We start from the raw sequence: 14,737 nt of genomic DNA, 5'->3' as shown, positions 1-14,737 counted from the left end.
TGCGTCTACCAGAGTCCTGGTAATATCCTCCGCTGCGGTGCTGGCTTGGTTGGTAACAAAGGCTTTGGGACGGGTAGATTGGCATCCCTCAAGTCCAAAGGGGCGGCTTTCACGGCATCGCTCAGGACACCAAAGTTACCTCGAATCTGAGATGCCATCTCGGTCAATCCATTGGTCAGATTGGCGCTTAGAGAAATCTTAAAGGCATCTAGCATTTGGTCGCTCACTGCAACTGCTACATCGGCCATTCCCAAGGATGCTTCGCGAGTCATGCCCTCGATTGCTTGGATTGCTCCACTTTTCTCTTCGTTAGCATCGCGGTTTTCCCCGTCGGCGATCGCTTCTGAGTCGATGTCGTTGCAGTATTCACTGCGTCCGTTGCGAGTCCCTGCTATTTGTTCGAGTGCCAAATGCGGTGCAATTCGTTGATTGAGTACCAACTCGAAATAGAGGTCGAGTTCTGCAGCATCGTCGGAGTTGAACTTAGAGTTTTGCCAATCTGGGTGTCCTAAAGCTTTGCGAGCGTTGGTTACGTCAGAAACTTTGTTGAGTCCCCATTTGGTTTTGATATCGCGACGGTCAATTGTCGGTTCGGTGTTCGCATTCATATTCATGGGTGGGTAATCCTTCTTCTTGGAGTCGTTCTCTAACAGTTGCAATGCAGTGGTGGGCTTCTTGTATCCAGGTTTCTAGGGTTAGCAAACAGTTCAAATGAAAGGGAGAAAACGTGCGCTGGTAAGGCGGTCTTTGAAACTCCGGGCATTCTGCTTCTAAAAGCGCGAGTCGGGTTTTGAAAGTCGCTTCGGGCATCGGTTTTCCCCCTCTACCCAGAATGATTCTTACCTCGGCTCGAAAGTAACTGAAATGCTTCCACTTGCCCCACCGACTGTTAAAAACAGCTACGTCTACAGGCTTTTTAGGTGTTGGCATTCTCTGGTTAGCGGATTGTTAGCTACTTAGCCCGAAACTATGATTGTTTGGTTAGCTATTTGCAGAGTTGACCCGAAGTAGCTAACCAAGAATTAAAAAAAAATCATTGTCTCACCGGGACACCGAAGGATTTGGCATCCCAGATTCCCCAGACTTCGCGGGCAGAGGAAACAGCACCCAGTAGCGCTTCTTCTGACGATCGCCCGAATACTACAATCTGACGCGGTGGATTGTACTTGCGGGTGACGGTAACGCTCCACTGCAATTGATGGCTTCTGAGTGCTTTCATCGATCATCCCTCCCATCACCGACATTGGGCAGTGTCTCTGAACTTTGGGCTAACAGAGAACCGGAGAGCAAGTGAATCATTTGAATTGCTTCGATTTCAGACATCCAAACATTTAAATGTTCAGACGTTGGGAAGAGATTTAAGAGGTCGCACTCTTGTAAAGCCTCGAATACGGTGCAGGAGTAGTGCTGGGCGTAGGCAATAGCTTCAACGAGCGCTAGCTTCTGAGTGGGGGTACTGGTGGTTAGGAGTTGTTGCCAGCACAGATGGAGTTGGCGGCACGAGAATTGGTCGGCGATCGCTCCTACCAAACTCAAAGCTTCAGCGGATGTTGGCAAGAAGTCGAAAGCCAGGGGCCACTTATCCCCGAACAGTTCGATCGTCCCGCATTCTTTGATAGCGCGGGTGAGGGTATCGTTTTGCCGGAATGAATAGACTGCGGCTTCCATCAGCGCGCTTAGTTCCTGGTGCGGCATCGCGTTAACAGATGTCAAGAGCTGGCGGTACAAAGGGGAAGTTGTTGGTGTACCTGATTCTGATTCTGATGCGGGTGTGAGTGCGGGTGCGAGTGCGGGTGCGATCGAGAAAGTTGCAGCCGCTTCCACAGGTATTGGCGGTGGTTGTGTCATTATGGGAAAACCTCATTAATGTGAGTGCCATACCCCGCCCTTTGAGATTTCCAGTCATGGGGGGCGGGGTTTGGTTTTGGGTTTTTGACGCTAACAAAGCTAAGTAAAGCAACCACATCGGGAGTACAGATAACTGTTTCATGCTTCTGCTTGGTTTGTAGGCGTTCGTAAGTGTATGATAACTTATACGGGATAGTTGATGCAAACATCCCGTATGCACCTATTAACCCATTAAGCAAAAAACGAGCTTTAACGGGTAGTCTGGGATATATAAAGTAATTGCATTAGATATCCCAGTGGCCGACCGAAAAACTACAGAACCAGTACCCACCTTGAAACTCACATTTCCTTCTCGAACACTTCGAGAACGGTTCAAGGCTATTTGTGCGTTGAACGGAAAAAACATGAATGAAGTGCTTATCGATTTGGTCAAACAGTACATAGAACAAAATCAGGGGAACGATCGCCCTGAAACTGAAAGCGACACAAGCGGCTGAGCCTGTAAAAGTTCAGAAGCTCGACAGGAGTGTCAAACGTCTCGAATTCCTGAGCGATCGCAAACACTCACAATCTCGTCGAAAGTACACTCAGACCATCGGTTTGGGTGCGACACTCAAAAGATTCCGATACGCCGAAAGCTTCATAAATTGCGATTTTAGGCACAACCATAGCAAGCGTGAGGCGTTTCAAACTTTTTGAGTTTACAATCGCTCAAACGCTTACTAGGAGAAGCTGGAGGCGTTTCAAAACACATCCATTTAAAGGAGTGACTGCAATGATTGGATGGCCGTTTAGCAAAAATGGAGATGACGATTCGGAACAGGAAAACAGACATTCGGCATCATCTGAAGAAGATTGCAAGGAGATGGAAAAGAAGTATGGGTGGGAACTCAAAAGAATCGAACAAAACGAGGATGATTCAGACCTCGAAGTCGATTGCGTCTTCAAAGGCAAACAGACGAGTTTTTGGGATATGTGGGGCGACCATCAAGATAATAGGGATAAAGATGAGGTATAAACTATGACATTACTCGAACAAATAACTGAAGACATCGAACTCTACGACCCATTGGCAAGCAAGTCTACGCTGAACCTCTACCTAGTCAAGGAGCAAGAAAAATGGGTGCCGATCGAGAGCAAAGAGCTTGTGATTGGGAAACAGTTGACTCGACTGTTGCAGCTTTCCCACGATTCGCGTCCACTACTGAAGCGTCAGGTCAAACTTGGCGAACGGCTCACCTACCACGTAAAAAAAGAGGGTAGCCCTTGGAAAGCTTACCTTGTCACTCCCTCGGACTGGGTAGTGGTCAGAGTGTTTCGATATGAAGCTGACCTATCAGAGGTTGAAGGGGATATGCCGGAGTTTCGGGATGTACAGATTGCTTACTGCGAACGCCAGCCTTTGACACCAGACGAAGCTGAAACAATGACTTATGAGATTGTTAGCCAGGTTTCTGTGGATTCATGCGGTGGCGATAAGGAAGCTTATCAACAATTCCTTGCCAGCCAGCAATCTAAGCAATACGTCCGCGTATAGAATTTGAAAAGGCTGTTGCCGACAAGCGATCGCCCGCATCGATTAGACCAGACCAAAAAAAAGAGTCCGCAGTCTTTAGAAGAGACGGCAGACAAACAAAAAAATAAAACTTTAGATTAATCATAGTCTATTTCTGCCACTACCGCATCATTTGCACCTTTGCACGTCAACGGTAGTTAAAGCAGAGCCGTCTCTTCTACATTTAGCGGGTTTTTGTAAAAAAACCAGTTAGCACCGCTATGAGTAGCGGAGAGAGGCATCTATGAACGTTGTACAGCAATTTGAATCTACCGCTTATCTTTGCCCCAAACACAAGAGCCACATTGAGAGCCGGGGGCTGTTGAATAATTGGAGTTACGCCAACTGTCGCACCGTATCTGCGGATGAAGCATCAGTTTACTTGGGGTACACAGCGAAGTCTGGCGGTATCCTATTCGTGGGAAAAACCACACAATTTCAATTCAGACCGGACAAGCCTTGGAAATCAGAAAGCGGTAAAAAAGCGCCCAAATACCGCACACCAGTGGGAGAATACGACGCATTCTTACCCCAGCATCCCACCGATAAGGATTACTGGGAGCCAGAAAATCTCAAGCAGCACTGCTACCGCATTAACGACCATCCCTATCTCCTGATTACCGAGGGAGCTTTTAAGGCGATCGCGGGATGCAGTCACGATTTACCGACAATTGCCTTAATGGGCATCAGCATGGGGCTGACAGCGAAAGCTAGCGACGTGCAGGGTCAGCGCTATCTCGTTCCCACCCTAGAAGCTTACGCTCGTGCCGGTTTTGGGTTCATCATTGTCTTTGATGCGGATGCAGCGACCAATCCAAGCGTCATCTGGGAACAGCGGAAACTCGGCCACCAGTTGCTTAAGTTTGGTGTACCCGTTCGCAGCATTACTGCACAATGGGAACCTGGCACTGAGGGAGAAACCAAAGGTATGGATGATTTTATCCAGAAAAAAGGAATAGAAGAATTCAGGCGGATGCTCGTCAAGTCAATTAGCTTTGAGGACTGGGAGAGCAATCTTGACGACGAGGGTGACAACAAAACAGCATCAAAGCCACCCACACCGAGACGGCTTGCCCATCAGTTAGCTGAAGATTACGGGCAGATGTGGAAATTTGATAACGAAACCAAAACTTGGCGGATTTGGACGGGCAAGCATTGGGAACGTACCGACGATGGGAATTTTAGAACCCTGGTCAAAACCACCATTGATGCCAGAAATATTGAGTACAAAGGTTCTAGCTACATCACAGACGTGCTGAGCCTCCTGACTGACGACCTGCGAGTTAAGCACTGGGATATCTGGGATAGGAAGCGCTACATTGCTTTCGATGATTCGGTGTGGGACAGCAACACCGGCGAAATCCTCAAACATTCTCCAGGTATGGGTTTTACTTCATACTTACCTTATCAATACAAGCCATTGACGGGAACTGACGCCGATGTGATTGAAACACTCCGCAACAATTGCCCGAACACTTACCGATGGATGAATACGGCGATGCAGGGCGATCGCCAGAAAATCCTCAAACTGCTGGCAATCATCAACGGATTGCTCAAATTCCGGTTCTTTGACTTGCAGATGTTCGTTCACTTAATCGGAAAGCCGGGGAGCGGTAAGGGTACGTTTATCAGGCTGCTCCAGAAAATAGTAGGCCGGGATAATTGGAAGGGATGCAAGCTCAGAAATATGGATGACGGCTCCACAATGGCCAGCATCATCGATAAGCAATTGGTAGCCTGTCCCGACGAACGCGCTGCTTCGGGTGTGGATGCCATATTATCCATGACTGGTGGCGATGCCGTCAGCTACCGGGAAGTGTACAAGTCGGCTTCTGATGCTTTCTTCTACGGCTTGTTAATTGTTGGCAGCAACAACCCAATTTTCGTAGGCGATACGACTGGTTTAGACCGTCGCTTGTGCCTCGTTCACTTTGATAATCCATTACCCACGGTGCTGCGAAATTCGAGAATTGAAGCGGGGATGGATGCAGAAATCTCTCAGCTTATTGCTGTAGCCCTCAACCTTTCTGACAGCACCGTCAGCGAACGCATTCAAGGAGTTGGCAAGAATCAGATTGCAGAATTCAAACTCCAAGAATGGGAGTTGAAGCTGCAAACCAACAGCGTCGCGGCTCACTTCGATGATTGTTTGATTGTAGACCCGACTGCTTCTACGCCGACGGGTAAGCTCTACGAACACTATAAAAATTGGTGCGATTCCAATCTCAAGGCCGTTTCTCATATCAAGTATCCCAAGATGCTCTCGGAACTCTGCAGCGATTATCTGGAACTTAGTTCCGTCAAGTGGAAACGCTCCGGTGGCCGCAGTTGGTTTGAAGGATTGAGGTTCCGCGACCAGGGGGAAACATCACCCACTCATTCCGATTCACTTTCAGCGCTTATCCCCCAGAATCTTCCCACTGATACGGGGTACAACACAGGGCTAAACGAGGTGGATACGGGATTAGCAAGGGATTCAGAATCCTTACCAGACGGGAATTACAGCCATTTACAGGGTTTAGAGGTTCAAAACATTTCAGAAAAGTTAGAATCTTTTTCTTCGTTGACTGAGGAAAGCCAAATCACAAGTCATCACTTTGGTGAAAAGTTAGAGTCTTCTGGGTTGATTGAAGAAACCCACATCACAAGTCATGAGTCAGAAATAATCGAAAAAGTAGGTTCGCACCCCGCCAACCCCGTTGAAATACCAGAACTCTTACCAGACGGGAATTTAAGCCAACCGACAAACCCCTTGCTAACCCCGTGCGAACCCCGACAAACCCCGCATTCATCCGATGAATCCACCCCTCAATCTGTTGCAGCTTCCAACCAACCAACCGCTGACCAAGTTGCCACCACTGAATCCGAGTTAGTTCAGAAGCTTCAAGCGCGGATACTCCAAGCAATCGCGGACAACAACCCCGCAGCAGCCAATGATGTCTATTCCAAAGTGCATCAATTGGGAGTTAAGGAAGCGGTCAAAGCACTACTGACAAACGATGAAAATGAGGATTTTAGACGGCTAGTTAAAGTTTGGAAGAAAACTAAAACTCAACCTTAATCAAACTCCAAGATGTCTGTCTAGTTTGGTGTATACTCGCAATATTGGTTTTCCTCGCATAGCCGTAGCAATTTTAGACCCTGGGTCAGGATGGGCTTTAGCTGCTTTACGCAACTCCAATCGCGTGACACATCTAAAACATGGGGTTATCTATACGTCGGTCGATGTATGGTTGCCAAATTTGTAAGACTTCCTCCCGATCGCCAATCTCTATTATTCTACAATTTTCGTTTTCTTCATTTTCGTAGATATCAATTTCCCAAATGGCTTTTGCTTCTTCACCGGGTGTGTATGGATAATTGGGGTAGTGAATTCCGACCAAAGATAAATCCATTGTCCAGCCTCTATATTTAAATTTCATAGACTTAATAAAAGGGGTATGTTGCTATTAACATTGTATAAAATTTTTGGTTATTAATATCATAAGTGAGCTAGGCTCTGCTGGAGAGCAACCTAGTGGCCAAGGTGATGATTTATTCGGAGTGCTAGGAATTAAAAAATGAGTATCTCCGTCTACACCCCTAGCTGGATTTTTTCGACGGGCTGTTAAGTCTTTGCCAAAGTGAAAAAGATTTAGAAGACCGTCGGAAAAATAGCCACCTGCCCGTCCGGCTGAGGACACCAAAACCGTGTGTCACGCGCTTAACCCTATTTAATGACCTTAGCAGTTCCAGGCTCTGGCTCTGGATATACCATTATTCTGAGTCAACAGTTAGAGTAAATAAAATTTGCTCTACTTTAAATAACAAACTTTAAGAAGGTAAAAAATATGACATCTAGAACTATGCACATTACTAACCATTATGGTGAATCTGTTCGGGTAGAAGTGATTAACTATGGTGCTCTGACTACTGACGATATAACAGTGGACAATAACGACACCCGAACTCTAGAAATAATAGGGGAGGTTTATGGGGTGGTAGGTTATTGGAATTGTGAGTTAAAAGTGATAGTTTATAAAATTGGTGAAGATACACCGAAAGAAGAGCGAACTATACAGCCGGGTAAAAATGAAGTTAATGTAATTATCACAAAAGGCAACACTAGCCCTGTAATATTAGTGGAATAATGACATTTAAATCTTTTACAGGGATTGGGCGGGGACAATTAGGTTTTCTGATGTGGCTGTAGTGGTTTCAAGCTCTAGGCGGGGAAATAAGGTGTACATCACTTCTTCTGTTTGCAATAATCACTGGCTTTGACGCTGGCTCCCGGCAACTGCCACAATCCCGGCTTAACTTTAGGCTCCGGTTCGTGGCTTTTAGCATACCTTCAAAGAGGATCAAAGCCAGCAATTTTCCTGTTTCTAAAGCTCAACAAATTTTGTTTTTCTAATGTGTGTAAGAATACGGCGGAGAAGTTAAGATGTATCCAGTGTAATAATGAACAAATTCAATTCAAAAGCTATTAACTAATGGAAGACAATAAAATTTCTCAATTCATTCAAGCACTTAAATTCTTCGAGCTAGAACTAGAAGAAATAACCGGACAACCTGGTTATGAAAATAGAAGAGGCAAAGTGATTGCGGTAAGAAAAAAAGGCGATAAGTCACGAATACTGTGCGCTTATTCCAGCTACGACGAACTGTTGGATTGGGCAAAACAACAATTCCGCAGCCCCAATTAACGCTTGAGTTGAAGATAACTTTACCCTCTTTCAGAGAAAACTAGACTGCCAACATTTTCGTATTCATGCGTTTTTTCCTCTCTTTCAGATAGCCAAGTTCCGGCAGACCCACGCATCGGTACTGTGAGGGATGCGTGGGCTTTCCTCAGAACCACAAATCGCCTTGTCTAACCAGTCGAGCGGGTTCCATTCTCTGATGCAGTGACCGGATGTGATATTGCCGATGCACTGATGCGCTTGAACAAACCACCAAGTTTTCGGGTGAGTTATTAGATTTATCTTCATCAAGGTGGTGGACAATTTCACCGGGTCTGAGCTTGCGACCGATCGATTGTTCGGCAATGATTCGGTGTAAGTAAACAACTTTGTAACTCATGGTAGATAAACGGGGAAAATTGCTTGAGACGGGTCTAAAGTTTGGGTATGGGTTGAGTCATGAATTTTCTGAAACCAGGCTTTATCAGTTTCAAAAACTGCTGCTAGAGCCGGGATTAACCACCGCCACTCTTCATACGGAATGTCAGCGCAATCATTTTCGATTCGGCTCACTTCACAGAAAGTTACATTTCTTCCTGTGCGATCGGTCAATTTCTGAGCCAGTTCTATTTGACTCATAGATTGATACAACCGGGCATTTTTGATTAATCTGCCCAAGGTGATTTCGCAGTTCATAAAGCTTGAATTGATTGCTAAGATTTAGTCATGGGTCGTTGACGTTGCTGACTCCTTATTATTCAATGCCCAGTTTACTGCTTGGTTAAAAGCATCGTCAGTCGGCTCATCTAACATTCCTATTGCACACAACCATTTCAGTTGCATATTCCTACCACCGCGACAGATTTTGGTGTTATTTGTACTATGACAAATGTGTTGCCCGTTTCCCATCAAGTTTTCGTAGTATTGCCAAATCTGATGGAAAGAGAGGTAATGGTTTTTCACCACTAAACGGACAAGTTTTGCACGGTTTCTCTTGAACTGGATAAGTTCTTAAGTCATTTGGATCGAGTTTCATTTTAAATTGTTCCTAGTTTCCGAAAGTCAGGAATTGGTCGTTGGTCAAGGCAATGATAAAGATGCAGACAGAACTCATGAACATTTACAAAAAAATGCACGGTAAGCGGAAAGCTCAGCGGCTTTAGCCCTGAGAGTTTCAAGTGTAGACCATCTGAATTTAGTAAAACGTAAAACATTGGCTAAGCTCCTGAATTTTTGACTCAACACCCCACAGCGAAGCCAAATCGAGAGGTTTCCGGTAAAGTAGGATTTTCTTTGAATTTCAATCAAGCCCCAGAATTAGGGGCATGATTCCAAGATTATCTTGAAACTCGACAATAGAGTCTGGTTTCTTGCTTAACGATTTGAAGTTGCTCAACACTCAGCAAACAGAAATCCTGATTTACTACATCATGGTGAAAAATCAGCACCTGACCCAGAAGCACATCACCTCCTGTAGACATACAAGTGGGCTGATAGTCATCTCTGACAGGAGATTCATCATCAACAATCATGACGATCGCCGGGTCAGAATAATTTCCATAAACCACGTCAATGTGTTTGTGTACCTGCTCACCTGGAATTCCTACCCAATCTGCCATTTGTTCGTAGGAAGGCATTTCGGATGTTTCCTTCACTTCAATGCCATTTGAATTGAGTAAAACGTAGTACATGATTAAGCTCCTGAATTTTGGACTCACCACCCCACAGCGAAGCCAAATCGAGAGGTTTCCGGTAAAGTAGGATTTTCTTTGAATTTCAATCACGCCCCAGAATTAGGGGCATGATTTTGTTACAGCTAACGTGAATGTACTTGATAGAGTTTGGTTTCTCGTTTCACCACCTCTACCTGCTGTTTAGTAAGCAAACCAAAATCTTCAGTAGCTCGATCGATTGCCAAAACTAGCACTTGCCCATGAATAACTGCACCTTCAGCAGTAATACAAGTTGGCTGACAGCTTTTTCTTAAAAACTCATCGTCGCAAATCATGACAATTAATGGGTCAGAGTAACTGCGATAAGAAGCTACTTCTATGTAAGCTTCCTCACCTTCAATTCCTACCAAACTTTGCATTTGTTCAATTACTAACGGCTTTTCTGCACAGTGAACCGTGATGCCTTTTTGATTAATTAAAGCGTAAAACATTGAATGAATCTGGGAGCGACCCAGAAAAACGCTATTAACTTTGTGCCAAACTTTTTGCAAATTCGATCGCCTGAACTATCAATTGAAGTTTGCAGGAATCAAATTCTGAATGAGGTAATTTAGCTAATCGATGAATTTCCTGAGTTAACGATCGTCTTTCCCATTCATCATCTATTCCCTTATCTCCAGTGACAACAGAAACAGAAATTGTAGTAGTTTTCAACCATTTGGTAATTTCTACCGAATAACTACTGCATTCATCATTAGTAACTTGATAGGTTTCTTTAGTGTAAGGAATTCGTTTTCCTTCATTTGTCACCCAAACTCCCTTTGTCGTTTCTCCTTGTAAGTAGTTCATCGCCTTAAATGCTCTCAAATCTAGAGTCAAAATCACAAAGCGAAGCACTACAGGAAGCGAACCTGGGAATTACCCCGGTTTGCACTTTATTAAACTGTAGTTGCGTTAATCTGACAAAGTTCTTTAGCTCTCTCAAGATTTTCTAGGGCAACAAACAGTCTAAATCCAGCTTGATAGCCAAATTTTTGAATCAGGTAAGGAATGTTTGCATCCTTAAGGATACGGAGTGTCGGATTAAGTTGATGATTGTAGAAATCCGAAACTTTTACCCAGACTGTACCATTTTTATCAGTCATGGTCTTTACCTGCTGAAGTTTGAAAAAGTTATATTTGGCTAGTGCGATCGTCTCGTCATAGCAAATTCCACTTTTCTCAATTGCGATGGTAATGTTGGCAGTTTCTTCAAAAAAAGTCTCAGGCACAAATAACCGAAATGCTGGCTTTGTGGGGTGCATAAATAGCTGAATTTGATGAAGAATTTTGGCTTTTTCTATTGCAGAAATTATTGCATCAAATTGATAAGCGAAAAAATCTGAAACTACAGCCAAATCTGTTCCATCTTGAGAGTGCATAATTTTTACCTGGATGATTGAAAGGAATCATTACCTCGTTGCGTAGCCCCTACCAACAATCTCGGATAACTGTTATCCAAGATTGTTAGTTCTGAGAATTAACTTCAACTTTCTTTAATTTCCTCTGGAATTTCCTCTGGAATTTCCTCAGATGGCGTTACTGACTCTTGTTCATTCGCATCTGGCAAAGTTTGAAGATGAGCCAGTACAGCTTTACGGGTTTCGGGTGAAGCAGATTCGAGAGCTTCAAGAAAAGCTTCTGGATTAGTTTGAATGTGTTTATGAACAATTTCAGAAGGAGTCAAATCAGTCATTTTCCAGTTCCTCAAATTGATTATGTTCAGCAGCATTTCGGACATCTAAAGATGGATTAAGCATCATGAACGCCAATTAAGTGAGTGCGAATAATTTCAATATTTGGATGAAACAAGAACTGATTGACATCATCCACAAATGCTTTAGATTGCAACAAATTCAAGCCCAATTCTTTAATTTCATCATCAGAAAGACTTGCTGCTATTGGAGTTTTTGCATGAATAGTGCCTTTCCATGAATCTTCACAGATTACTCGTACTCGATCGTCAGTTGTACTTGCCTTCAATTGAAATTTCATTAGTTTGTCCTCTTCAAATTAGTTACTTAACTTCAGCACCCCAAGAATCCCAGTTCGATCGCCGTTCTCTTGCAAATAGCTCAATCCTCGACGGTTGCGACAATCGCCCCAATTCCTCACATTTCTCCAGTTTTTCTGCCAGTCGATTTGCGATCGTCCAAAACTCTTCCGGTTTCTGAGAATGTTTGCCTCTCCGGGCTCGAATGATGTTAGGGATATTGGTCAACCCGTGGGTGCTGAAACTCCCTGGTTCACCTTTTGTAGCTACCAGGAAGTGCTCAGTACAGTTGCGCCCGTAATGCCCCATTCCGATGTGGGGTCTGCCGTCTTTCGTGACTTTTTCCCATGTGAAGGTCGATCGATGCGTGAATCCCCATTTCTCCAAACACCGGAAGCCGAGGTATTGATGATTGTTCGTCACCCACAACAGCACATAAGCGTGTTGGTGGGCGATGTCATAAATCGGCATCTTCAGAATTTCTTCATCCTTCATTGAGGGGTAGCTGCACCTGCCCCGGTGAGTTTTGTCGGCTTCTCGGAGAGAGAAATTCCACGGAGCATCTATAACTACTAATCGGTAGTCTTTACAAGGAATTGGTGCCAAATTTGGCAATGCTTCAAGAGCAATTGATAACTTCAGTTGTCCAATTTTGTCATCAGGTTTGTAACGCATAATCAATTTTTCCTGCAATTGTGAATTTGTAACTTGCGTTGAACAATAGAAAATGCTCAACGCAATTCTTAGCTTCTGTTTGTGAAATCTATCAATCAAATAAATTCAACTGCTTTGGCTCTGAATAGTTGTTGATTGGTTGGTGGCTCAAATGCTTCCACTTTTTTCCACACTTAATAGCGGAAACATAGCTGGGCCGGATTCCGAATTTTTGGGCAATTTCTTTTTGCATTAGTTTTCCTTCAGCTAGAAGGAATTTAATTTCAGCAACTTGTTTCTCAGTTAGTTTTGAGCTTCCTTGGTTAGAGCCTTTAGCTTGACGATTTTTCTTGACCATATCTGCCATATTATCTTGGTGAGTTCCCAAAAACAAATGCTCTGGATTTACGCAAGCTCGATTGTCACATTTATGGCAAACATACATTCCTTCAGGAATTTCACCGTAATGCAATTCAAACATTACTCGCGAAACTTTTCTCATTTTTTGATTGTGTCCAATTCTAGGATAGCCCTTTGGAGAACTTAAATCTGTAATCCAGCAATCCTCCTTAGAGATAATGTGTTGCTGAATTTTTTCCTGAATAGGCAAGTTACGACGACAAAGCATAAGTTGTTCCCAAAAACTAACAACTCAAAGCGAAGCATAATCAGGTTTTGAATGGGAGGAAGATCGGGAAGAAATTGAAGTGCGATCGATAATTTCAGTTGCCCAATTCGATCGTCTGCTTTGTATTTAGTTGCTGTCATTTTCGGTATCAAGAATCTTCAAACCTTGAACAATTAACGAAATTGCGTATTTAACTGCATCTACTTCGTTTTTTCGAGCAGTCAAATCCTTTATCATTTCGTAGGTTTCTGCTGGGCTATTGTTAGTAGCTTTTTCAAACAATATTGAGACTAGGGTTATCTCTGGGATACTTCCTAGAATTACCCCTAGCCAGATTTTTACAGCAAATTGTTCAGCAGAAAGTTTTTCTTTTTCCGCTTCTTTGAACAGCAGCTTAACTTGTCTACGAACTATTTCAACAGCTTCATTTTGTGTCATGTTTCTAATTGTGTTTTCCTTGAATTTCGTTAACAGCCAATCCATTTTGCAGTATTTGAACTCCGTATCTAATTCCTTGGGAGTTCTTTTGATATACAGCAACAATGAACTGCTGTAGAAGAGCATAATTTTCTTCCCCACTAAGATTTGTCGCTTTCTGTATAAGTGTTGATGCAACCAACATATAAACAGCTTCACCCCTGCACAATTTGCTAAAATCTTAATAGCAAATTGTTGTAGACTCCACTTTTTTCTGATTGCTTCTTCAAAAATTAAACTAATTTCATACTGAAACCTTTGAAGTTCCAGTGGCTCAATTAGTTTAAATTGTTCAATCAATGGCAATCCCGATACATTATTCGTTGAATTCTCTGAGTTCATTGATTTCCTGATTGGTTTCAAAGATTTTTGGCTTCATCAGTTTCTTGAATAATTTCTGGCGTAGAAATTGCAGCTAGGGGACAACCATTTACCTCATTGTAAATGTATCGGGTGCAGCTAATTCCGATCGACTTCGTTAGTTTTCGATTGAATTGAAAATACATTCCCCGCCAAGTTAATATCAGGGGCGGTTCTTCAATGACAACCCACTGTTTAGGATTTGGTTCATCAATTATGTTCAGGATAACAATGTGTTTCATCTGTGAATTGTCGGATTTCTGCGTCTGTTTTTTGTTCAGTAGTTTATTGAGTAGTTTGTTGACACATTTCGGTTTTCTCTAAGTTTCAAGACTCAATACCCCAAAGCGAAGCATTATCAGCTTCACTTTGGCTTTAACTCTTAACGCCACTTGCCAGCAACGATGACAACTTCGCCATTTTCTTCAATCTGGGATTCAATATTAAATCCTTGAGTTCTCAGTGCTGCCAGAGTGTTTTCCCGTGCATACCACGGCAATAGTTTCTCCATAAATTTCTTAGCATCTCGCTGGGAACCATCACGGGTTAAAAACTCGAATTCGTCTGTTTCTATCAATTTGAAGCCAAAGTCGTAACCACCCTGATAGTTTTGTTTGCGCCGAATGACAAACTCTGCAAGTTTGCTGTTGCCGAAAGGGTCATGGATATGGGCATTAGTTTCTAAGTAAGCTCCAGTTAGAATTCCATCAAGTCCTGATTCAATCATCTTCTGAAGAATCTCTTGTAGGACGATCGGATTCTTTATTTGAGTTTTGATTACGCTTAGATGTGACATCTTCTAAATCTCCTAAAAGTTCTGAAAGTGGACGAGAAAAGTACCGGGCA

The 14,737-nt window shown here is 43.4% G+C and carries 25 protein-coding genes; 6 read left to right on the top strand and 19 right to left on the bottom strand.

Translation table 11 applies throughout. From position 1 onward, the window contains the following. Positions 1-5 precede the first annotated feature (5 nt). The 5 genes from QUB26_RS03125 to QUB26_RS03105 form a co-directional block, all read right to left on the bottom strand. Entirely contained in the window at positions 6-608 is a 603-nt protein-coding gene (locus QUB26_RS03125) for a hypothetical protein (RefSeq protein WP_333316581.1), read from the bottom strand. Further along, positions 580-930, bottom strand: coding sequence for a hypothetical protein (locus tag QUB26_RS03120; protein ID WP_333316579.1), 351 nt, complete (start codon positions 928-930; stop codon positions 580-582). Before QUB26_RS03120 ends, QUB26_RS03125 begins: the two co-directional genes overlap by 29 nt. A 103-nt stretch (positions 931-1,033) precedes the next feature. After that, positions 1,034-1,219 (bottom strand): hypothetical protein, encoded by a 186-nt coding sequence (locus QUB26_RS03115; protein WP_333316577.1) that lies wholly within the window; start codon positions 1,217-1,219, stop codon positions 1,034-1,036. After that, positions 1,216-1,848 carry a hypothetical protein gene (locus QUB26_RS03110; protein ID WP_333316575.1) on the bottom strand — a complete coding sequence of 211 codons (633 nt, stop codon included), beginning with the start codon at positions 1,846-1,848 and terminating at the stop codon, positions 1,216-1,218. Before QUB26_RS03110 ends, QUB26_RS03115 begins: the two co-directional genes overlap by 4 nt. Next, positions 1,848-2,057 carry a hypothetical protein gene (locus tag QUB26_RS03105; RefSeq protein ID WP_333316573.1) on the bottom strand — a complete coding sequence of 70 codons (210 nt, stop codon included), beginning with the start codon at positions 2,055-2,057 and terminating at the stop codon, positions 1,848-1,850. The genes QUB26_RS03110 and QUB26_RS03105 overlap by 1 nt, the downstream gene beginning before the upstream one ends. Positions 2,058-2,144: 87 nt before the next feature. Here QUB26_RS03105 and QUB26_RS03100 point away from each other — a divergent pair, with 87 nt between their 5' ends. The 4 genes from QUB26_RS03100 (at position 2,145) to QUB26_RS03085 (ending at position 6,464) form a co-directional block, all read left to right on the top strand. Further along, on the top strand, positions 2,145-2,345 hold the full coding sequence (locus tag QUB26_RS03100; protein ID WP_333316571.1) for a hypothetical protein: 201 nt from the start codon (positions 2,145-2,147) through the stop codon (positions 2,343-2,345). Positions 2,346-2,623: 278 nt separating this feature from the next. Then, positions 2,624-2,866 (top strand): hypothetical protein, encoded by a 243-nt coding sequence (locus tag QUB26_RS03095; protein ID WP_333316569.1) that lies wholly within the window; start codon positions 2,624-2,626, stop codon positions 2,864-2,866. A 3-nt stretch (positions 2,867-2,869) separates the two neighbouring features. Next, positions 2,870-3,385 carry a hypothetical protein gene (locus tag QUB26_RS03090; protein ID WP_333316567.1) on the top strand — a complete coding sequence of 172 codons (516 nt, stop codon included), beginning with the start codon at positions 2,870-2,872 and terminating at the stop codon, positions 3,383-3,385. 262 nt (positions 3,386-3,647) lie between these two features. Next, the gene (locus QUB26_RS03085) at positions 3,648-6,464 is read left to right on the top strand and encodes a DUF3854 domain-containing protein (protein ID WP_333316565.1); all 2,817 of its coding nucleotides are present in this window, start codon (positions 3,648-3,650) and stop codon (positions 6,462-6,464) included. Between the two features lie 133 nt (positions 6,465-6,597). Here QUB26_RS03085 and QUB26_RS03080 read toward each other — a convergent pair whose 3' ends face one another. Continuing rightward, positions 6,598-6,798 (bottom strand): hypothetical protein, encoded by a 201-nt coding sequence (locus tag QUB26_RS03080; protein WP_333054217.1) that lies wholly within the window; start codon positions 6,796-6,798, stop codon positions 6,598-6,600. A gap of 435 nt (positions 6,799-7,233) precedes the next feature. On the opposite strand from QUB26_RS03080, the gene QUB26_RS03075 reads away from it, so the two are divergent. Together QUB26_RS03075 and QUB26_RS03070 are read left to right on the top strand one after the other, a co-directional pair. Then, positions 7,234-7,533: a hypothetical protein gene (locus QUB26_RS03075; protein WP_333316562.1), complete on the top strand. Its 300-nt coding sequence runs from the start codon at positions 7,234-7,236 to the stop codon at positions 7,531-7,533. A gap of 345 nt (positions 7,534-7,878) precedes the next feature. Then, positions 7,879-8,091 (top strand): hypothetical protein, encoded by a 213-nt coding sequence (locus QUB26_RS03070; protein WP_333316560.1) that lies wholly within the window; start codon positions 7,879-7,881, stop codon positions 8,089-8,091. 145 nt (positions 8,092-8,236) lie between these two features. On the opposite strand, the gene QUB26_RS03065 is transcribed toward QUB26_RS03070, so the two are convergent. The 13 genes from QUB26_RS03065 to QUB26_RS03005 all read right to left on the bottom strand — a co-directional run bounded on the left by QUB26_RS03065 (position 8,237) and on the right by QUB26_RS03005 (position 14,687). Beyond that, positions 8,237-8,467: an HNH endonuclease gene (locus tag QUB26_RS03065; protein WP_333316557.1), complete on the bottom strand. Its 231-nt coding sequence runs from the start codon at positions 8,465-8,467 to the stop codon at positions 8,237-8,239. Further along, complete coding sequence (locus QUB26_RS03060; RefSeq protein WP_333316555.1) at positions 8,464-8,763, bottom strand: helix-turn-helix domain-containing protein; 300 nt, start codon at positions 8,761-8,763, stop codon at positions 8,464-8,466. The genes QUB26_RS03065 and QUB26_RS03060 overlap by 4 nt, the downstream gene beginning before the upstream one ends. 641 nt (positions 8,764-9,404) lie before the next feature. Next, on the bottom strand, positions 9,405-9,758 hold the full coding sequence (locus QUB26_RS03055; RefSeq protein ID WP_333316553.1) for a hypothetical protein: 354 nt from the start codon (positions 9,756-9,758) through the stop codon (positions 9,405-9,407). A gap of 125 nt (positions 9,759-9,883) precedes the next feature. After that, the gene (locus QUB26_RS03050) at positions 9,884-10,231 is read right to left on the bottom strand and encodes a DUF3846 domain-containing protein (protein WP_333316551.1); all 348 of its coding nucleotides are present in this window, start codon (positions 10,229-10,231) and stop codon (positions 9,884-9,886) included. A 34-nt stretch (positions 10,232-10,265) separates the two neighbouring features. Further along, positions 10,266-10,589, bottom strand: a complete 324-nt coding sequence (locus QUB26_RS03045) for a hypothetical protein (protein ID WP_333316549.1) — start codon at positions 10,587-10,589, stop codon at positions 10,266-10,268. Between the two features lie 89 nt (positions 10,590-10,678). Then, positions 10,679-11,161, bottom strand: a complete 483-nt coding sequence (locus tag QUB26_RS03040) for a hypothetical protein (protein ID WP_333316547.1) — start codon at positions 11,159-11,161, stop codon at positions 10,679-10,681. Between the two features lie 104 nt (positions 11,162-11,265). Further along, a complete protein-coding gene (locus tag QUB26_RS03035) occupies positions 11,266-11,475 on the bottom strand; it encodes a hypothetical protein (protein ID WP_333316546.1) in 210 nt (69 codons plus the stop codon). Positions 11,476-11,531: 56 nt separating this feature from the next. Further along, positions 11,532-11,774: a hypothetical protein gene (locus QUB26_RS03030; protein ID WP_333316544.1), complete on the bottom strand. Its 243-nt coding sequence runs from the start codon at positions 11,772-11,774 to the stop codon at positions 11,532-11,534. Positions 11,775-11,796: 22 nt separating this feature from the next. Then, entirely contained in the window at positions 11,797-12,447 is a 651-nt protein-coding gene (locus QUB26_RS03025; RefSeq protein ID WP_333316542.1) for an MT-A70 family methyltransferase, read from the bottom strand. A gap of 91 nt (positions 12,448-12,538) precedes the next feature. Beyond that, the gene (locus tag QUB26_RS03020; RefSeq protein WP_333316540.1) at positions 12,539-13,054 is read right to left on the bottom strand and encodes an HNH endonuclease; all 516 of its coding nucleotides are present in this window, start codon (positions 13,052-13,054) and stop codon (positions 12,539-12,541) included. A gap of 126 nt (positions 13,055-13,180) precedes the next feature. Then, positions 13,181-13,873 (bottom strand): hypothetical protein, encoded by a 693-nt coding sequence (locus QUB26_RS03015; RefSeq protein ID WP_333316538.1) that lies wholly within the window; start codon positions 13,871-13,873, stop codon positions 13,181-13,183. Positions 13,874-13,890: 17 nt separating this feature from the next. Next, entirely contained in the window at positions 13,891-14,133 is a 243-nt protein-coding gene (locus QUB26_RS03010; protein ID WP_333316536.1) for a hypothetical protein, read from the bottom strand. A 140-nt stretch (positions 14,134-14,273) separates the two neighbouring features. Beyond that, positions 14,274-14,687: a DUF1257 domain-containing protein gene (locus tag QUB26_RS03005; protein WP_333316534.1), complete on the bottom strand. Its 414-nt coding sequence runs from the start codon at positions 14,685-14,687 to the stop codon at positions 14,274-14,276. Between the last annotated feature and the right edge of the window lie 50 nt (positions 14,688-14,737).

It is taken from the genome of Microcoleus sp. B4-C1, assembly GCF_036705285.1.
Taxonomy (GTDB): domain Bacteria; phylum Cyanobacteriota; class Cyanobacteriia; order Cyanobacteriales; family Microcoleaceae; genus Microcoleus.
Note: the sequence above shows the minus strand (reverse complement) of the source record. Positions and strands in the feature narration are given on the sequence as shown.

Excerpts from the sequence above, each read along its gene's own strand:
- QUB26_RS03120 (WP_333316579.1), bottom strand. The coding sequence starts at position 930 with ATGCCAACACCTAAAAAGCCTGTAGACGTAGCTGTTTTTAACAGTCGG.
- QUB26_RS03055 (WP_333316553.1), bottom strand. The coding sequence starts at position 9,758 with ATGTACTACGTTTTACTCAATTCAAATGGCATTGAAGTGAAGGAAACA.
- QUB26_RS03015 (WP_333316538.1), bottom strand. The coding sequence starts at position 13,873 with ATGAACTCAGAGAATTCAACGAATAATGTATCGGGATTGCCATTGATT.
- QUB26_RS03080 (WP_333054217.1), bottom strand. The coding sequence starts at position 6,798 with ATGGATTTATCTTTGGTCGGAATTCACTACCCCAATTATCCATACACA.
- QUB26_RS03060 (WP_333316555.1), bottom strand. The coding sequence starts at position 8,763 with ATGAACTGCGAAATCACCTTGGGCAGATTAATCAAAAATGCCCGGTTG.
- QUB26_RS03125 (WP_333316581.1), bottom strand. The coding sequence starts at position 608 with ATGAATGCGAACACCGAACCGACAATTGACCGTCGCGATATCAAAACC.
- QUB26_RS03010 (WP_333316536.1), bottom strand. The coding sequence starts at position 14,133 with ATGAAACACATTGTTATCCTGAACATAATTGATGAACCAAATCCTAAA.
- QUB26_RS03045 (WP_333316549.1), bottom strand. The coding sequence starts at position 10,589 with ATGAACTACTTACAAGGAGAAACGACAAAGGGAGTTTGGGTGACAAAT.
- QUB26_RS03020 (WP_333316540.1), bottom strand. The coding sequence starts at position 13,054 with ATGCTTTGTCGTCGTAACTTGCCTATTCAGGAAAAAATTCAGCAACAC.
- QUB26_RS03040 (WP_333316547.1), bottom strand. The coding sequence starts at position 11,161 with ATGCACTCTCAAGATGGAACAGATTTGGCTGTAGTTTCAGATTTTTTC.
- QUB26_RS03095 (WP_333316569.1), top strand. The coding sequence starts at position 2,624 with ATGATTGGATGGCCGTTTAGCAAAAATGGAGATGACGATTCGGAACAG.
- QUB26_RS03070 (WP_333316560.1), top strand. The coding sequence starts at position 7,879 with ATGGAAGACAATAAAATTTCTCAATTCATTCAAGCACTTAAATTCTTC.
- QUB26_RS03050 (WP_333316551.1), bottom strand. The coding sequence starts at position 10,231 with ATGTTTTACGCTTTAATTAATCAAAAAGGCATCACGGTTCACTGTGCA.
- QUB26_RS03115 (WP_333316577.1), bottom strand. The coding sequence starts at position 1,219 with ATGAAAGCACTCAGAAGCCATCAATTGCAGTGGAGCGTTACCGTCACC.
- QUB26_RS03005 (WP_333316534.1), bottom strand. The coding sequence starts at position 14,687 with ATGTCACATCTAAGCGTAATCAAAACTCAAATAAAGAATCCGATCGTC.
- QUB26_RS03075 (WP_333316562.1), top strand. The coding sequence starts at position 7,234 with ATGACATCTAGAACTATGCACATTACTAACCATTATGGTGAATCTGTT.
- QUB26_RS03090 (WP_333316567.1), top strand. The coding sequence starts at position 2,870 with ATGACATTACTCGAACAAATAACTGAAGACATCGAACTCTACGACCCA.
- QUB26_RS03030 (WP_333316544.1), bottom strand. The coding sequence starts at position 11,774 with ATGAAATTTCAATTGAAGGCAAGTACAACTGACGATCGAGTACGAGTA.
- QUB26_RS03105 (WP_333316573.1), bottom strand. The coding sequence starts at position 2,057 with ATGTTTGCATCAACTATCCCGTATAAGTTATCATACACTTACGAACGC.
- QUB26_RS03085 (WP_333316565.1), top strand. The coding sequence starts at position 3,648 with ATGAACGTTGTACAGCAATTTGAATCTACCGCTTATCTTTGCCCCAAA.
- QUB26_RS03110 (WP_333316575.1), bottom strand. The coding sequence starts at position 1,848 with ATGACACAACCACCGCCAATACCTGTGGAAGCGGCTGCAACTTTCTCG.
- QUB26_RS03025 (WP_333316542.1), bottom strand. The coding sequence starts at position 12,447 with ATGCGTTACAAACCTGATGACAAAATTGGACAACTGAAGTTATCAATT.
- QUB26_RS03065 (WP_333316557.1), bottom strand. The coding sequence starts at position 8,467 with ATGAGTTACAAAGTTGTTTACTTACACCGAATCATTGCCGAACAATCG.
- QUB26_RS03035 (WP_333316546.1), bottom strand. The coding sequence starts at position 11,475 with ATGACTGATTTGACTCCTTCTGAAATTGTTCATAAACACATTCAAACT.